Source organism: Burkholderia sp. Ac-20365 (genome assembly GCF_017104715.1).
In the GTDB taxonomy this organism is placed as follows: domain Bacteria; phylum Pseudomonadota; class Gammaproteobacteria; order Burkholderiales; family Burkholderiaceae; genus Paraburkholderia.
On sequence record NZ_JAAGPI010000030.1, the window covers coordinates 103,649 to 119,308 of the forward strand.

General features: G+C 60.7%; 13 protein-coding genes. 3 read left to right on the forward strand and 10 right to left on the reverse strand.

The genetic code is table 11. From position 1 onward, the window contains the following. Positions 1-223 precede the first annotated feature (223 nt). Entirely contained in the window at positions 224-388 is a 165-nt protein-coding gene (locus G3O01_RS34140; RefSeq protein ID WP_205811396.1) for a zinc ribbon domain-containing protein, read from the reverse strand. A 320-nt stretch (positions 389-708) separates the two neighbouring features. On the opposite strand from G3O01_RS34140, the gene G3O01_RS34145 reads away from it, so the two are divergent. Continuing rightward, positions 709-2,616 carry an SMP-30/gluconolactonase/LRE family protein gene (locus tag G3O01_RS34145; RefSeq protein WP_205811418.1) on the forward strand — a complete coding sequence of 636 codons (1,908 nt, stop codon included), beginning with the start codon at positions 709-711 and terminating at the stop codon, positions 2,614-2,616. 18 nt (positions 2,617-2,634) lie between these two features. On the opposite strand, the gene G3O01_RS34150 is transcribed toward G3O01_RS34145, so the two are convergent. The 4 genes from G3O01_RS34150 to G3O01_RS34165 all read right to left on the reverse strand — a co-directional run bounded on the left by G3O01_RS34150 (position 2,635) and on the right by G3O01_RS34165 (position 5,961). Continuing rightward, positions 2,635-3,786, reverse strand: coding sequence for an acyltransferase family protein (locus G3O01_RS34150; RefSeq protein ID WP_205811397.1), 1,152 nt, complete (start codon positions 3,784-3,786; stop codon positions 2,635-2,637). Positions 3,787-3,903: 117 nt separating this feature from the next. Beyond that, positions 3,904-4,518: a hypothetical protein gene (locus G3O01_RS34155; protein WP_205811398.1), complete on the reverse strand. Its 615-nt coding sequence runs from the start codon at positions 4,516-4,518 to the stop codon at positions 3,904-3,906. A gap of 54 nt (positions 4,519-4,572) precedes the next feature. Then, positions 4,573-5,364 carry a molybdopterin-dependent oxidoreductase gene (locus G3O01_RS34160; RefSeq protein ID WP_205811399.1) on the reverse strand — a complete coding sequence of 264 codons (792 nt, stop codon included), beginning with the start codon at positions 5,362-5,364 and terminating at the stop codon, positions 4,573-4,575. 3 nt (positions 5,365-5,367) lie between these two features. Further along, a complete protein-coding gene (locus tag G3O01_RS34165; protein ID WP_205811400.1) occupies positions 5,368-5,961 on the reverse strand; it encodes a cytochrome b/b6 domain-containing protein in 594 nt (197 codons plus the stop codon). A gap of 374 nt (positions 5,962-6,335) precedes the next feature. Here G3O01_RS34165 and G3O01_RS34170 point away from each other — a divergent pair, with 374 nt between their 5' ends. Continuing rightward, entirely contained in the window at positions 6,336-8,525 is a 2,190-nt protein-coding gene (locus G3O01_RS34170; RefSeq protein WP_205811401.1) for a TonB-dependent receptor, read from the forward strand. A gap of 23 nt (positions 8,526-8,548) precedes the next feature. On the opposite strand, the gene G3O01_RS34175 is transcribed toward G3O01_RS34170, so the two are convergent. Next, positions 8,549-9,211, reverse strand: a complete 663-nt coding sequence (locus G3O01_RS34175; protein WP_205811402.1) for a DsbA family oxidoreductase — start codon at positions 9,209-9,211, stop codon at positions 8,549-8,551. 176 nt (positions 9,212-9,387) lie between these two features. On the opposite strand from G3O01_RS34175, the gene fusA reads away from it, so the two are divergent. Continuing rightward, on the forward strand, positions 9,388-11,433 hold the full coding sequence (fusA, locus tag G3O01_RS34180; RefSeq protein WP_205811403.1) for an elongation factor G: 2,046 nt from the start codon (positions 9,388-9,390) through the stop codon (positions 11,431-11,433). Positions 11,434-11,442: 9 nt separating this feature from the next. Here fusA and G3O01_RS34185 read toward each other — a convergent pair whose 3' ends face one another. From G3O01_RS34185 to G3O01_RS34200, 4 genes are all read right to left on the reverse strand, one after another. Beyond that, positions 11,443-12,081 (reverse strand): DUF2894 domain-containing protein, encoded by a 639-nt coding sequence (locus tag G3O01_RS34185; protein WP_346779241.1) that lies wholly within the window; start codon positions 12,079-12,081, stop codon positions 11,443-11,445. Then, positions 12,074-12,721 (reverse strand): OmpA family protein, encoded by a 648-nt coding sequence (locus G3O01_RS34190; RefSeq protein WP_205811405.1) that lies wholly within the window; start codon positions 12,719-12,721, stop codon positions 12,074-12,076. The genes G3O01_RS34185 and G3O01_RS34190 overlap by 8 nt, the downstream gene beginning before the upstream one ends. Beyond that, positions 12,718-15,156 carry a DUF802 domain-containing protein gene (locus G3O01_RS34195; RefSeq protein ID WP_205811406.1) on the reverse strand — a complete coding sequence of 813 codons (2,439 nt, stop codon included), beginning with the start codon at positions 15,154-15,156 and terminating at the stop codon, positions 12,718-12,720. Before G3O01_RS34195 ends, G3O01_RS34190 begins: the two co-directional genes overlap by 4 nt. A 10-nt stretch (positions 15,157-15,166) precedes the next feature. Then, a partial coding sequence (locus tag G3O01_RS34200) for a DUF3348 domain-containing protein (RefSeq protein ID WP_205811407.1) occupies positions 15,167-15,660 on the reverse strand: 494 nt, incomplete at its 5' end.

Below are 15,660 nucleotides of genomic sequence, written 5' to 3' on the forward strand. Positions count from 1 at the left end.
CGCCTTGCAGCGACCAGACGCCAGGCGGGTCGCCGTCGGACGTGTTTCTAAGCATATAGTTACCGCAAACCGTGCACACGTATTCGTCATAGCGGCTGGCGGGATGCTGGGGCGATTCCATCGCACTCAAATCGCCATGCGGTGGCGCGGATGACGGCTTTCCGTCCAATGCCTTGCACGCTTCGCATGGTTTCATCAGCGCGCCCCGAGCCTTGCCGCGCGCTCAACTCTTGCGCGACGTCTTCGCGACGAACGGCGCGGGTGCGTGCTGCACCTTGTCACTGCCGCATTTAGGGCATTTCAGATGCACCGTTGCATGTTCTGCGACGTGCTCGGCGTGCTCGAACTTTTCCCCACAACTTTCGCAACGATACTGGTAGGTCGGCATGCTGATTCTCCGATGCGGAAGAACTGGATGCGGATGCAAGACCGCGTCGCCGCGAAAATGCATGCGGCAGTAACTCATTCTAGTGCGGCATGCATCGATTGAAGATCTCTTTTCATCGCACCACATCCGTGCCGACCATGCGCACGGCATGACGCTGATTCAATGCACATGATGTGACTCACTTTTTCTGCACTGACGTTCGTGTATCGACATCCGTTTGAATAAATGGACGCTTAAAATTTCCTGCATCGGGTGGCGCGCGCTACTCATCACTCCCATCGCTCGACTTCAGGAGAACGTTTTACATGCCCATTCATCGAATGCGATTGCACACGCTATGCATCGGCTTATTCATCGCCATGTTCGCGTCGATCTGTCATGCGCAGTACACCACCGACTGGCTCGCGAATACTTATGGCACGCTCGCCGCGCATGTCGGCAATGGCGCGCGTTCAATGTGGGTCTCGCCTGAAGGCGTGATCTATACGGCGTCGATGTGGGACGAGAACGAAGGCGGCGTCGCGATCTATCAGAATGGACAGAGCATCGGATCGATCGGCATTCACAGCGAGTTCCAGGGCGGCGCGATTACGGGCAATGCAACGTCGATCTTCGCGGCGATGCAGGCAGGCACGCAATATGGCAGCGGCGGCGTCGGGCGTTATAACCGCGCAACGGGCACACGCGATCTCGTCATCAACGTCAGCACATGGAACGCCATCACCCGCGCCGACGCGATCACAGGTCTCGCGACAGCAGGATCGCAACTCTATGCGAGCGATTTCTTCGGCAATCGCGTGCGCGTCTTCACGACGGACGGTGCGTGGTTGCAGGACATCAGCGTCTCAGGTCCAGGCGCGCTGGCGCTCGATAGCGCAGGCAACCTGTGGGTCGCGCGCAAAAGCGCGGGGACGATCGTCGAATATGGGCCTACGGGCGCGTTGCTGAATACGATCCAGATGGCTGCAACGTCGCGCCCTTCCGCGGTGTATGTCGATGCCTCGACAGGGCTGCTGATGGTCGGCGACGAAGGCCCCGACATGAACATCAAGCTCTACAACGTGACGGGCGCGCCGCAACTGGTCGGCACGTTCGGTGTTCAGGGCGGCTATCTCGACACTACAGCGGGCGTCAAGGGCCAGGTCGGCGACAAGCGCTTCACGCGCGTCGAAGGCATCGGCAAGGACGCAGCGGGCAATCTGTATGTGCTCAACAACCCGTGGGGCGGCGGCTGGGATCTGGGCCGCAACGGCGGCACCGACCTTCACGCGTACAACAGCGCGGGCACGCTGCTGTGGAAATTGCAGGCGCTCAACTTCGAGGCTGTCGCGGCACCGGACCCGGTGACGGATGGTGCACTGTTCTACAGCGGCACGAACATCTATTCGGGCACCGCGGGCGGCACCTTCGTCGCGAACACCGTCGATCCCTTTTCGTATCCCAACGACCCGCGCCTGAACGTCAACGACACCCAGCGCAACGAACATTTCGGCCAGCTCGTCAGCGTAGGCGGCAACCGGATTCTCGTTGCGTCAGGGCAGAACCCGGCGATCTTCTACTTCTATCATTTCGAGCCATCCAAGGGATATATCGCTGTGCCCGATGCTTCGCTTCCTGGCACCGCGTTCAATACGACGCGATCGGTGACGGGCGGCTTCAGCATCGATAACAAGGGGGATGTGTGGGCCGGGCTTGATCGCACGAATCATATCTATCACTATCCGCTGACGGGCTTCGACGGATACGGCAAGCCGACATGGGGCGCGGGCATCGCATTGCCCATTCCGATGAGCATCCGTCCGTTGACGCGCATCATCTACCTTGCCGAAAGCGACACGATGATTCTCGCGCAAGGCATCGCGGGAAGTTCAGACTGGACAGCGATGAGCACCCGAATCGAGGTGTATCACGGCTGGAGAGCGGGCAACATGACGCGGCCAGATCCGGTGATCAATCTCACCAGCGCGAATGCGAAGTCGATGACGGCAGCGGGCAATTATCTGTTCGTCGGTTATGTGCACACGGTGCCGAACATCGACGCGTTCAATCTGACCACGGGCCAGCTCGTCACAACGCTGACCAACTCGAATCCAGGCAATGTGGATGTCGGCAATGACGTGGACTCGATGTACGGGCTGCGGGCTTATCTGCGTTCGACAGGCGAGTACATGATCACCAAAGACAATTACAACGGGTCGAGCGTGATCGTGTATCGCTGGACGCCTTGATTCTATTGCTTGCCGGTGTCACGCCGCGGGCGCGCCAGGCACGTCTGGCGGTGAGTACTTTCGCAGGCGCTGTGAAATAACGTGCGAAGGCTTTTCGATGATGCGATAGAACGCGTAGCTGATCGCAAAAGCCAGCGCCACTTCGACGAACCACGCGTAGCGCGAGGTTTCGTCGAATGTGGTCAGTTCGAGCAGTGCCAGTGCAGTCTTGTGGCAAAGATAAAGGCTGTACGACCACGCGCCGAATACCGCCAGCACCGACCACAAACGGGAGTGAGAAGGCGTGGCTGTTTCCGCCGCAATCCAGATCGCGGCGAGAAACTGGAACAACGGCAATGTGATATCCGGCGTAATCAACGGCAGCATGGCCGGCTTCAGATTCGATTCCGACAGCAGGATCATGACGGCGGCGCCCGCTGCAACGACGACCACTCGCAACACGACAAGATGACTGGCCAGCAAACGCGTGCTCGCGTCGAGACCGCGCTTGAGCCACATCGTAAGCGGCGAATACGCGCCGCGAATCTGGAACTGCGCGGCGTTGCGCTGCGTCTCCGCAATCAGGCAGCCACCGATCCAGCCAGCCGCGTATAGCAATGCCGTACCTGGAACGTGATACGTCTCGATCACGCAGCCGTGACAGACAGGATGCCCGAACAGCCGCACACACGCGACCATCACGGCCGCCAACAAAACACAGCCGGCAATCATTTCGCCGATATATCGAAAGCGCGGCCGCAAGAACGGATAAACGGCGTAATACACCATTTCACAGTAAAGCGACCACAACACCGACTCCAGATAATTCTGCCCCGCCGGCAACGGCTGAACGACGCACAAAAGCACGACAAGCGGCAATCCGATCCGAACGAATCGCGACGCGTAATAGTTAACCGGCTTAAGCGCGACGTCCTTGTGATATGCGGAGTGAATGCAATAGCCCGAAATCACGAAGAAAACAATGACAGCAGCCGGCCCGGCGAATAACGCCGTCGATCCAGACCACAGCGCGCCGCCCAGAAACGAAAGCTGATGCGGTAAAAGCTGCTTGAAAAGGGGCGGCTTGAAGTGGTACATCAGCACCCAGAATGCCGCGAGAAAGCGAATCGCGTCTATCTTTAAGGATTTACCCGCATTGGCGGATGCCGACCGGTTGATGTTAATCGCCATTTTTTTGCCCCTTTTATTACGGCTGCGACGATGTTAGCGTCGCAGCCGGTAACAAAAATCGAAAAAAATTGGCGAAATTATTTAAAGCCGATCAGATTCAACCGGCAATTGCAGCTTTTACATCGGCGGCACGACGCCGTCCTTCTCGACCACCACACGTTGCGCGACATAGGCGCCTTGCGCGGCAGGCGTTGCCACCACGAACACTTTCTTGCCCGGCGTCAGATCGGTATGCGCAGCCGGCGTGATCGTCACGATGGGTACGTTCGGCGGCACCGTCACGACGTTGCTGCCGCCTTTGTACGACAGCTTCAGGTCGCGCCCGCTCGTGCTCTGCACGACGGTATCGACGTTCGCATTGGTCATCGAGCTGTTCGGACCGAGATCCCACGCGTAATGCCCTTCGCCCGTGCCGCGTGCGGCCTCGGGGAACACGACGACTTCCGTCGCCGTCAGCTTGCCGTCCGTGCCCGTGGTCGCAGCCGTGCCGATGAACGAGCCCGGTTTGATATCCGACAGTTGCATCGGCTTGACGGCCGAAACGGTCACGGCCGGCTTCACTTCGATCGATACCGTATCGCCGCTGCGGCGATGGACCTTCAACGTGTCGCCGTCGAGCGACACGATTTCGCCCCGGATGCGCGAAGGTTTTGCCGCAGGCGTCTGCGCGAACGCAGCCGTCGCAAGCGTGGCCGTCACGAGCGTGGCAACGAGTTTGATGCGAAAAGACATGGAAGCTCCCAACTGGTTGGTTTAAGTGTTGCGAGAGAGAACAGGGTCATGACGTCACGAGCCACCGAACCAGTTGTAGCCCTGGTTCTCCCAGTACCCGCCCGGATACTGGTTCGTGATTTCGATCGAGACGATATGCTTCGGATTCTTGTAGCCAAGCTTGGTCGGCATGCGCAGCTTCATCGGAAAGCCATACTTGGGCGGCAACACGTCGCCGTCGTACGTGAGCGTGAGGAGCGTCTGCGCGTGCAGCGCGGTCGGCATGTCGACGCTGGTCCAGTAGTTGTCCGCGCAACGTAGCGACACGTACTTCGCGCTCGTATCCGCGCCCACGCGACGCAGGAAATCGGAGAAACGCACGCCGCCCCAATGACCGATCGCGCTCCATCCTTCGATGCAGATGTGACGCGTAATCTGGCTTTCCTGCGGCAGCGCACGCAGTTCATCGAGCGTCCATGTGCGCTTGCCGTGCGCGAGTCCGCCGATCTGCAAGCGGTAAGCCGCTGCATCGACCTCGGGCACGTCATCGATGTCATAGAACGCATTGAACGGAAACGGACGCGTGATCATCGATTCCGGATAAGTCGGCGCGAGTTTGTTCGGATCGAACAGCAAGGCCTGAACGTCGTCGTTGAAGAACGAGATGCGGCGCAACGCGGTATTGACCGTCTTGTCGTTGCTCAGATCGCAGCCGGACAGCATTGCGATGCCGCCGAGCGTCAGCAACCGCTGGCCGAACAGCCGCCGCGCGGGTGATTTGAGTTCGCGCTGTGCATCGCGGATGATCGACTCGCCATGCGTCGCGAGAAAAGAGCCGGGTTGCGTGGTTCGCTTGCGGATCGTCATGACTCAGCGCCCCCGGATCATCAGCAGCAACGAACGCGGCACGAGCGCGACCATCGCCACATGTACGACGAAGAACGCGACCAGCACGCTCATGCACACGAAGTGCACGACGCGCGCATTGTCATAGCCGCCCATGAGCGTGCGCAGCAACGGAAACTGCACCGACTTCCACACCGCGAGCCCCGACAGCACGATCAGCACGATGTCGGCGATTACGACGAGATAGGCGAGCTTTTGAATCGCGTTGTAATGCGCGAGGTCGTCGTGCTTGAGGCGTCCACGCAGCGCTGACACCAGATCGGCTATGACCTGCCTGGGCTTGAGCGGCAACAGTTTCCTGCTGAAACGTCCAGACGCAAAGGTGAACGCGAGATACACGATGAAGTTCGCCACCAGCAACCACATCACCGCGAAATGCCATTGCAGCGCGCCGCCCAGCCAGCCGCCGAGCGTGATCGAAGGTGAAAACTGAATGACAGGAAAGATTGGCGATGCATCGTAAATCTGCCAGCCGCTCATGACCATCAGCACGACAGCCAATGCATTTATCCAGTGCGTAATACGCACCCACCCCGGTTGAACCGTGTTGTGACTCAAGACCACTCCAGGTTTGCTGTTGTTATTTCCGGCGCCGCGCGATTGCCTAGTAGCACGCGCACGCGCGAGACCGACATGAAGACATAAGGGCAAACGCAATCGATCGCGGGTTATTCCGTCGCACCGAAAGATTTTTTTCTTGCAATTGACTTTCGATGTCGACGAAACCCGCGCGTCTCGTCGCGGGTCATTGAAGGCTTGCAACACACAAACGTTATGTTATAACATCGCCGACATCATCTTTCGCCGCGACGAAAGAACGGAGAGTCAGACCAACACAGACCCATACAGACCAAGACCGCTAATGACGCAATCCGTCATCGCGTAAGCGATTCGAAAATCAATCTGTTGCATATCTCATTCATAGGATTCCTATGGATCGGATGCGCTCGCGCTTTAAAAACGAACATCTCAACGACATTCAACCTAGAATAAAAATGCGCAAACACACTCAGGTCATGTACGCCACGCTGCTGCTCTTCGCTACGGCTTCACAGGCATCGGCGGCTACGGATAACTCCACGACGACAGAAGGCATCGCCGACCCAACCGAAATGAGCGACGTGAAGGTCAGCGCCAAACGTCTCGATGACGTGCGCAACGGCTTGTCACCTGAAACGGGCAGCAGCGTCTACCATTTCACACAGGACGATATCGATGCCCTGCCCGCGGGTCAGGACACGCCGCTCAATCAGGTGCTGCTACAAGCGCCCGGCGTCGCCGCCGATTCATACGGCCAACTGCACGTGCGCGGCGATCACGCGAACCTGCAGTACCGGATCAACGGCATCATCATTCCCGAGCCGATTAGCGGATTCGGCCAGTCGCTCGATACGCGCATCATCGATCAACTCAATCTGGTGACAGGTGCGCTGCCCGCGCAATATGGCTACCGCACAGCGGGCATCGTCGACATTCGCACGAAAACGGGCGACGAAGGCAACGGCGGCTCGGTCAGCGTATTCGGCGGCAGTCATCAAACCATCAAGACCAGCGCAGACGTATATGGCAGCCAGGGACCGCTTAGCTACTATCTGAGCGGCTCGCTCGGCGTGAATAACCTTGGCATTGAAAATCCCACGGCAAGCGCCAACGCGATTCACGATCACACGCGCCAGGGCGACGCATTCGGCTATCTGTCGTACATCATCAATCCGCTGACGCGCGTGAGCGTGCTGTTCGGCACGACCAGTAACCAGTTCGAGATTCCGAATACGCCCGGCCTGCCGACCAATTTCACGCTCAACGGCAACAACACGTTCGATTCTTCGCAACTCAACGAAACCCAGTCCGAACTGAACAACTTCGCGGCCATCGCGTTGCAGGGCACGAATGGCGGAGCATTCGACTATCAGATCGCATTTTTCACGCGATACACGCGCACGAAGTTCAATCCGGATCCGGTCGGCGATCTGATGTTCAACGGTGTCGCGTCGGAAGACTTTCACAGCAACTCGGCCAATGGTGCACAGGTCGATACGACCTGGCATCTGAACGACAAACACACGATTCGCGCGGGCCTGTTTTTCCAGCAGGAACACGCAGTATTCGACAACAGCGTGAACGTGTTTGCGGCCGATGACAACGGCAATCAACTCTCCGATCAGCCGTTCAACATTCAGGACAACAGCAGCAAGACAGGCTATCTGTACAGCCTGTACGCACAGGACGAATGGAAGGTTACCGACCGTCTCACGCTGAACTACGGCCTGCGTTACGACCGGATGGACGAGTACACCACAGCGAGCCAGTTGAGCCCGCGCATCGGCATGGTTTATACGCTCACGCCGACCACTACGGTGCACGCCGGCTATGCGCGCTATTTCACGCCGCCCGCTTTCGAACTGGTATCGGGATCGACAATCTCGAAGTTCAACGGCACGACGAACCAGAGCCCGTCGAATCAGAACGATCCCGTTCAGCCCGAACGCAGTCATTACTTCGATATTGGCATTACACAGAAGCTCGGCTCGGCGATTACGCTCGGGCTCGATGCCTACTACAAGAAGTCGACCAATCTGCTGGATGAAGGTCAATTCGGCTCGGCGCTGATCTTCACGCCGTTCAACTATCAATACGGCAAGACGTATGGCGTCGAATTCACGGCGAACTACAGGCAGAACAATATCTCTGCGTATCTGAATCTCGCGTATAGCCGTGCGCAGGGCAAGCAGATTAGTTCGGCGCAGTTCAATTTCGATCCCGACGAACTGGCCTTCATCAACAGCCATTGGGTGTTTCTCGATCACGACCAGCGCGTGACGGCTTCATTCGGCGGTGCGTACGATCTTGGCAAGACCACCTTCACTGTCGATGGACTCGTCGGCAGCGGGCTGCGCAGCGGCTTTGCGAACACGGACCGTTTGCCCGTCTATGCGCAGGTCAACCTCGGTGTGATCCAGCACTTCAACCAGCCGCTGATCGGCAAGTTCGATGCGCGGTTCGTCGTAGTCAACGCATTCAATCGCGTCTACGAACTGCGCGACGGTTCAGGTATTGGCGTCGGCGCGCCGCAGTACGGCCCGCATTTCGCGGTGTATGCAGGCGCGACCAAGTACTTCTAATACACGCGGCTGCAAGTCAGCAATTACGCGCTGGCTTTGTCTTCTTTCTCTTCAGCCAGAATCTGCTGGATCACCTGCTCGAATGCTTCGACAGGTTGCCCGCCCGTTACCAGGTACTTCTGGTTGAAGATGATCGACGGCACCGACGTGATGCCCATCGACTGAAACTGCTGTTCTTCCGCGCGAACATTGTCGGCATAGTCGTCGCCGCTCAGCACGTCGCGGGCTTTTGCAGCATCGAGGCCGACCGATTGCGCGGCCTCGACCAGCACATCGTGATTGCTCGGATCCTTGCCCTCGCCGTGATAAGCCTTCAGCAACGCGAGCTTGAGCGCCAACTGCTTGCCTTCGATGCCCGCCCAATGCAGCAGCCGATGTGCATCGAATGTGTTGTACACGAAGTTGCGCGGCCCGAACTGAAAGCCGACATCCGCACCGCGCTCGCGAATCATCGCCTGCGTTTCTGCGATCTGCTCGGGCGTGCGGCCATACTTCTTGCCCAGATACTCGACGATCGCCTCGCCTTCCGGCCCCATCTGCGGATTCAGTTCGAACGGATGCATGACGAACTCGGCATTGACTGCATCGCCGAGATTCGACAGCGCGCGCTGCAACGATGAAAGCCCGATAGCACACCACGGGCAGGCGATATCGGAGACAAAATCGATTCTGAGCTGTTGGGTCATTGCGTAGCGAATCCAGTGTGCGTTCGTGAAGATCGGACCACCTTATCAGAAACGGGTGCGATCGTTTTTTACCGCGCCGCAGCATACCCGATAACGCGATTTCGCGTGCGCCGTCTGGCACGACGCGCATTTTTCACCAATAATGGCCGAATAACTGTCGCAGAATGAGGACGGCCATGGATTACCCACCCGAAGCCATCCGTACCATCGCGTTGGTCGGACACGCCGGATGCGGCAAAACCTCGTTGATCGAGGCGCTGCTCAAGGAAGGAGGCGCGATCCACGCGGCAGGCAGCGTCGACCGAGGTTCGACCGTCTGCGACTTCGATCCGCTGGAGCGCAAATACCACCACTCGCTCTCTTCCGCGATCGCCCACCTGCATTACCAGAACACCCGCATCTACCTCGCCGACACTCCCGGCTACCCCGACTTCTCCGGCCTTTCCATTAGCGCGTTGCCCGCCGTCGAAACCGCGGCGATCGTGATCAATGCGCGAACGGGCATCGAAATGACCACGCGCCGCATGATGGCGTGGGCCGAAGCGCGCAAGCTGTGCCGGATCATCGTGGTGAACGGCATCGACGGGGAGAAGGTGAATCTGCCGGCGTTGCTGGAAGAAATTCAGGAAACATTCGGCACAACCTGTCTGCCCATCAACCTGCCCGCGCAGGGCGCGCGTGCCGTGGTCGACTGCTTCTTCAATCCATCCGGTGAATCCGATTTTCTTGGCGTCGAGTCCGCGCACAACGCGCTCGTCGATCAGGTGATCGAACTCGATGCGAAACTGATGGAGCTGTATCTCGAACAGGGCGAAGCGATCAAGCCTGAACAACTGCACGAGCCATTCGAGCGAGCGTTGCGCGAAGGACATCTCGTGCCGGTGTGCTTCACGTCGTCATCAACGGGCGCGGGCATTCGGGAACTGCTCGATGTGTTCGTGAAGCTACTGCCCAATCCGCTCGAAGGCAATCCGCCGCTCTTCTATCGCGATGTCGATGGCCGTCGCGAAACGGTACAGGCCGAACCCGATCCGAACAAGCATGTGCTCGCGCATGTGTTCAAGATCGTCATCGATCCATACATCGGCAAGATGGCTGTGTTTCGTATTCATCAAGGCACGGTGCGGCGCGACAGCCAGCTTTATATCGGCGATGCGCGCCAGCCCTTTCGCGTCGCGCATCTGATGCTGCTGCAAGGCAAGGATCACGAAGAGATTGCGCAAGCCGGGCCGGGCGATATCTGCGCGACCGCGAAGATCGACGAGATTTTCTTCGATGCCGTGCTGCATGACGCCGCCGAAGACGGCAACATCCATCTCGCGCCGCTCGACTTTCCGACGCCCATTTACGGCTTGGCCATCGAACCGGAACGGCGTGGCAACGAGCAACGTTTGTGGGAAATTCTGCAAAAGCTCGCGGCGGAAGATCCTTGCTTGCGGATCGAGCATCCCGTCGGCACCAATGAGACCGTCGTGCGTGGTCTGGGCGAGTTGCATCTGCGGCACATGCTGGAGCGTCTCACCGATCAATACAAGCTCGCCGTGCTCACGCGACCACCGAAGATCGCGTATCGCGAAACCATTGGCGGCAAGGCAGAAGGACATCATCGGCACAAGAAACAGACAGGCGGCGCGGGCCAGTTCGGAGAAGTGATGCTGCGCGTCGAACCCTTGCCGCGCGGCGCGGGCTATGAATTCGTCGATGCCGTCAAAGGCGGCGCAATTCCCGGCCAGTTCATGCCAGCCGTCGAGAAAGGCATCTTGCAGGTAATCGAGAATGGCCCGCTTGCAGGCTTTCCGATGCAGGACGTGCGCATCACCGTGTTCGACGGCAAGAGCCATCCCGTCGATTCGAAGGAAGTGGCGTTCGTCACGGCGGGCCGCAAGGCTTTCATCGACGCTGTGCTCAAAGCGCAACCCGTTCTGCTCGAACCGATCGTGAACATCGAGGTGATGACGCCCGAGACGTCGATGGGCGACATCATCGGCGATCTGTCGTCGCGGCGCGCGCAGGTGCAAGGCACGCGCAATCTGGCGGGACATGCCGTGGTGGTCGCAGGAAAAGTGCCGCTATCGGAACTCACCGATTATCAGTCGCGGCTGAACGCGATTGCGGGCGGGCATGGCAACTACAGCATCGAGCTGAGCCACTACGATCCCGTGCCGCCGAACCAGCAGGACAAGCTCGCGTCGCAGTACAAGAGACAGCCCGATACGGCCTGATGTAGCCGGTCAGCGAGACTTGCTACGCGCGCCCTTCTTCGTGGCCGCGGCGCGCGGCGCATCCTTGACGGGCAGCGCGCCGCCGCCCGTCAGCTGTTCCATCCACGACAACGCATCCACGTAAGACAGGAACTGCTGCAGATAACCCGGCGACAACTCGCTCATCAGCGACAGCGACCGGTGCACGAGGCTGCTCGAATTAAGCGGCCCGGCGTTGCCCGGCACCTGTTCGAGCGACTGGCGCAACTGTTTCCCGGCGCTGACCTTCGACCAGGTTTCGCGGAAGTAATCGAGCGCCTTCAATTCGGAGCGGACAGCGGGACTGAGCGCATCGGGCTCGTCATCCGCCCGCGGCTGGTTCGCGATGTAGTCGACCAGTTCCGCAAGCGGCCCGCGCGTTGGCTTGCAGGGCACGGCGGCATGCTCTGTCGATGACGATTCACCACGGCTGGCGAGATCGCTGGCATATGCGTCGAGCAAATCCGACAGCCGCGCGTCCATCACGCGACGCGCTTCGCCATCATGTGCAGCGGCGCGGCGCGCAAGCGCATCGATGAAATGAAAACGCAGCGGGTTGTGCCTGTCGGCGCCTTGTGCGCGCCACGCGTCGAGCGTCGCCTGCGCGTCGGCCGTTTCGCGTTTACTCACGATTTCCAGAGCCCGATGACGCCGGCCTCGGCACAGCCGCAATTTCCACGCGACGGTTCTTCGCCCGGCCTTCGCTATCCGCATTCGAACTGACGGGCTGCTCGGAGCCGAACGCCGCCGCAAACACCGACGACGCGGGAATGCCAGCATCGATAAACGAGCGTGTCACCGTCAGCGCGCGTTGCGCCGACAGTTCCCAGTTGTCCGCGAAGCGCCGGTTGCCCGAGCGCACCTGCTGATCGTCGGCAAAGCCGCTGACCATCAGGATTTCGTCGTGCGAGCGCAGATACGCCGACAGCGGCGCGGCAAGACTCTTCAGCAGGTCGCGCCCCTGCGGCTGCAACTGGTCGGAATTCAGCGCGAACAGCACATTGCCGCTGATGCCGATACGTCCGTTGACCAGCGTCACGCGTCCGGCCGCGAGCGGCCCGGCCAACGCCTGTTCCAGCGTCTTGCGGCGCTGCGCTTCCATCTGGCGCTGCTTGACGGCATCGTCGAGGCGCGCGGACAGCTCCAGTTGCACGCCGATCACGCCGACCAGAATCAGCACGAATGCGCCGAGCAACACCGACATCAGATCGCTGAACGCGGCCCAGATGGGCGTCGTCGGCTCGACGCCGCCGTCGATTTCCTCGTTCATGCCGCGTCAGCTCCCGCCGACGCGCGCTGGCCCGCCAGCTGCTGCAGGTCTTCGACGATCTGCTTCTGCGACAGGATGCTCAGATCGATCACTTCGCGCGCCTGCGCGACGTAGTACGCGAGTTGCTCGTCGCTGCGTGCGAGCGACTTGTCGAGCGCCGTTTCGATGCGCTGCAGATGCGTCATCAGCTTGTCGTTCGATTCGCCGAAGAGGCGCACGGCCATGCCGAACGCTTCGCCGAGGCTCGCCACTTCGACGGAACTGCCTGCCACCTGCGCAGCGACGTTGCCGAGCTTGCGGGTTTCGGCTTCGACCTTGTCGGTGAATTGCGTGCCGACGCGCTCCAGCAGACCCGCCGACGTCGAGACGAGCGCATCGACAGCCGTACGTTGTTCCGTCGATGCGTGATTCACCGCGTCGAGCAAGGTTTCGAGCGTCGCCAGCAAACGGCTGCGCTCTTCCAGCATCGCGGTGTCGCGGACCATGCTGTCGGAGAGCTTCTGGCGCAGTTCGGCGACGACTTCGGCCGCTGCGCGCGGCGCTTCCGATGCAGCTTGAACAAGCCGCGAAATCTCGGCGATCGTGCCGCTTGCGTGCGCCTGCGTCTGTTCGGAGATGTCACGTGCCGTCTGTGCGAGCGTGTCGCAGATGTCCTGCTGATGGCTCGCGGTGCGCGCGCCCGCTTCGTCCCACTTCTGGCTCAAGGTCGTCGCGACGGCTTCAAGCGATGCGCTCCATGCAGCCAGTCGCGCTTCGTCGCGCGAAGCCAGCGCCGTCTGCAAGCCGGCATGCGATTCGTCGACGGCGCGCAGCAGTGCGGCCGAGTGCTGTTCGAACGCGGCAGCCGCCGTCGTGAGCGCCGTGCGATTGTGCTCGGCGAGCGTTTCGCCGGCGCGCTCCTGCTGAGACAACGCGTCCTTCCATGCTTGCGAAACCTGACCCGCCGTGGCGTCGAGGCGCGCCGACACGCCGTCCAGCAGCGTGGTCGAGCGTTGCTCGAAAGTCTGATTGAAGCCTTCCAGCGATACGCGCAAATCCTGAACCAGCGTCTCGCTCGCGCCTTGATGATTCGCGAGCGCCTTGTTCCACATTTCCGCCACGTTCGCCGTAGACGTCTCGAAGCCGCTCGACAAGCCGTTCAGCTGTCGCTGAACCGCCTGTTCGACGGTCTCGCGCAGTGCCGCCATTTCGAGCGCATGTGCGGCCATCGTCGCTTCCATCGCCGGCTGCAATGCGGCGCCCGCCGCGCGCGCGCTTTCCGCCGCGCTCGACACCTGGCCCGCCGTCGCGTCGAGACGCGCCGAAACGCCATCCAGCAACGTGTTCGAGCGTTGCTCGAAAGTCTGGCTGAAGCCTTCCAGCGACGCGCGCAAATCCTGAACCAGTTTTTCGCTCGCGTTCTGCTGCCCTGCCAGCGCGTTGCGCCACAAATCCGCGACGGTTGAGGTGCTTGCTTCGAAGCCCGTCGTCAGGCCATCCAGTTGACGCTGCACCGCCTGCCCGACGGTGTCGCGCAGCGACGCCATTTCCCGCGCATGACCGGCCATCGTGGCTTCCATCGCGGGCTGCAATGCCTCGCTCGCCGCGCGCGCGCTTTCCGCCGCGCTATCTTTCAGCGACTGCGAAACGGACGACACCAGACGCGCATACGCCGCTTCCGTGCGGCCGTGGAATGCATGCTGGTTCGAAATCAGCCGCTCGTTGAGCGCGACGCTTTGCTGCTCGATGGCCGTCGCCATCGTCTGCAAACGGTCGACCAGCACGGGCATCATGTCCGCCTGACGTTGCAGCAGCTTGAACGTCTCGTCGCGCTTCTGGCTTTGAGAGAAACCGCGCAGCGTGGTCGAGATCTTCGTGTCGAGCAGATGCGCGGCCTGCGCGCGTTCGCGGCGGCACAACGCGGACAGCAATCCGAGCATCGCCGAGGTCGCGACGCCCGCGATCGACGTGCCGAACGCAAAACCCAGCCCCTTCACGGGAGCGGCCAGCGACGCGCGGATCGCTTGCAGATCGGTCGCGCTTTCGAGCGCGGCGCCCGTGCCGCGCAGTGTCGTCACCATGCCGAGCAGCGTGCCGAGCATGCCGAGCAGCACCAGCAGGCCGACCAGGTAAGGCGTGAGCGCCGGTCCCGGCAGCGCGACGCGCTCGCCTTCGATGCGCATGCGCACGGTATTGCGCAATCCCGGATGCACGCGCTCGAGCCAGTCGCCGAGCCGCGCCGGCGCTGCGGACAGCTCCGAGATCGCGCCCGTCAGCGTGGCCGTGGCCTGCTGATAGCGCTGCAGTTCCAGCGCGCCCGCCAGATAGCAGGCAATGACCAGCAGCGTGACGGCCAGCGCCAGCGGATTCGACACGACATAGCCTGCGCCGACCCACACGGCAGCAATCAGACCTACGAGAAAAACAACAACGAAATCAATACGATATCTGGACATGTTGTCCCAGTTAGCTGATGCGAAGGGCAGCCAGCAGCCCTTCGACCGGTTGAAAACGAATTTCGAGCTCGGCAAGCAGCACGCTCTGCATGTCCTTGCGGAACATGTCGAGCCACGCGCCACTGGCAACGGCAGTCGGGGCCGGATCATCGCCCGCTGCGGCCTGCTCTTCCTGCGCAGCCTTACGCAAGCGCTCGAAATGGCCGCCGAGCATGCCCGGCACCGCGCCGAACAGGCTGCGCTCGCGCGCGCCCAACGCCCGCTCCATGATCGCGTCGACCACCGCGAGCCGCGTCATTTCGGACGACTGCGCCGCGACCATGCTGCGCAGACGTCCACGCAGATTGCCGATGCGGGTTTCCATCCCCTGCTGCAACGCGAGATAGCACTGGCGGAAATCCGCGTAACTGACTTCTGCTTCCGCCTGCGTGTTCTGCGCATGCGCCGCGCTGCGACGCCGCCGCGGCGCCAGCATGCTGTCGCCCGCGACGGCGTCCGCCAGCG

Coding starts and splice junctions, on each gene's coding strand:
- G3O01_RS34195 (WP_205811406.1), bottom strand. CDS start 15,156: ATGTCCAGATATCGTATTGATTTCGTTGTTGTTTTTCTCGTAGGTCTG.
- G3O01_RS34160 (WP_205811399.1), bottom strand. CDS start 5,364: ATGACGATCCGCAAGCGAACCACGCAACCCGGCTCTTTTCTCGCGACG.
- G3O01_RS34150 (WP_205811397.1), bottom strand. CDS start 3,786: ATGGCGATTAACATCAACCGGTCGGCATCCGCCAATGCGGGTAAATCC.
- G3O01_RS34140 (WP_205811396.1), bottom strand. CDS start 388: ATGCCGACCTACCAGTATCGTTGCGAAAGTTGTGGGGAAAAGTTCGAG.
- G3O01_RS34145 (WP_205811418.1), top strand. CDS start 709: ATGCGATTGCACACGCTATGCATCGGCTTATTCATCGCCATGTTCGCG.
- G3O01_RS34170 (WP_205811401.1), top strand. CDS start 6,336: ATGGATCGGATGCGCTCGCGCTTTAAAAACGAACATCTCAACGACATT.
- G3O01_RS34190 (WP_205811405.1), bottom strand. CDS start 12,721: ATGAACGAGGAAATCGACGGCGGCGTCGAGCCGACGACGCCCATCTGG.
- fusA (WP_205811403.1), top strand. CDS start 9,388: ATGGATTACCCACCCGAAGCCATCCGTACCATCGCGTTGGTCGGACAC.
- G3O01_RS34155 (WP_205811398.1), bottom strand. CDS start 4,518: ATGTCTTTTCGCATCAAACTCGTTGCCACGCTCGTGACGGCCACGCTT.
- G3O01_RS34175 (WP_205811402.1), bottom strand. CDS start 9,211: ATGACCCAACAGCTCAGAATCGATTTTGTCTCCGATATCGCCTGCCCG.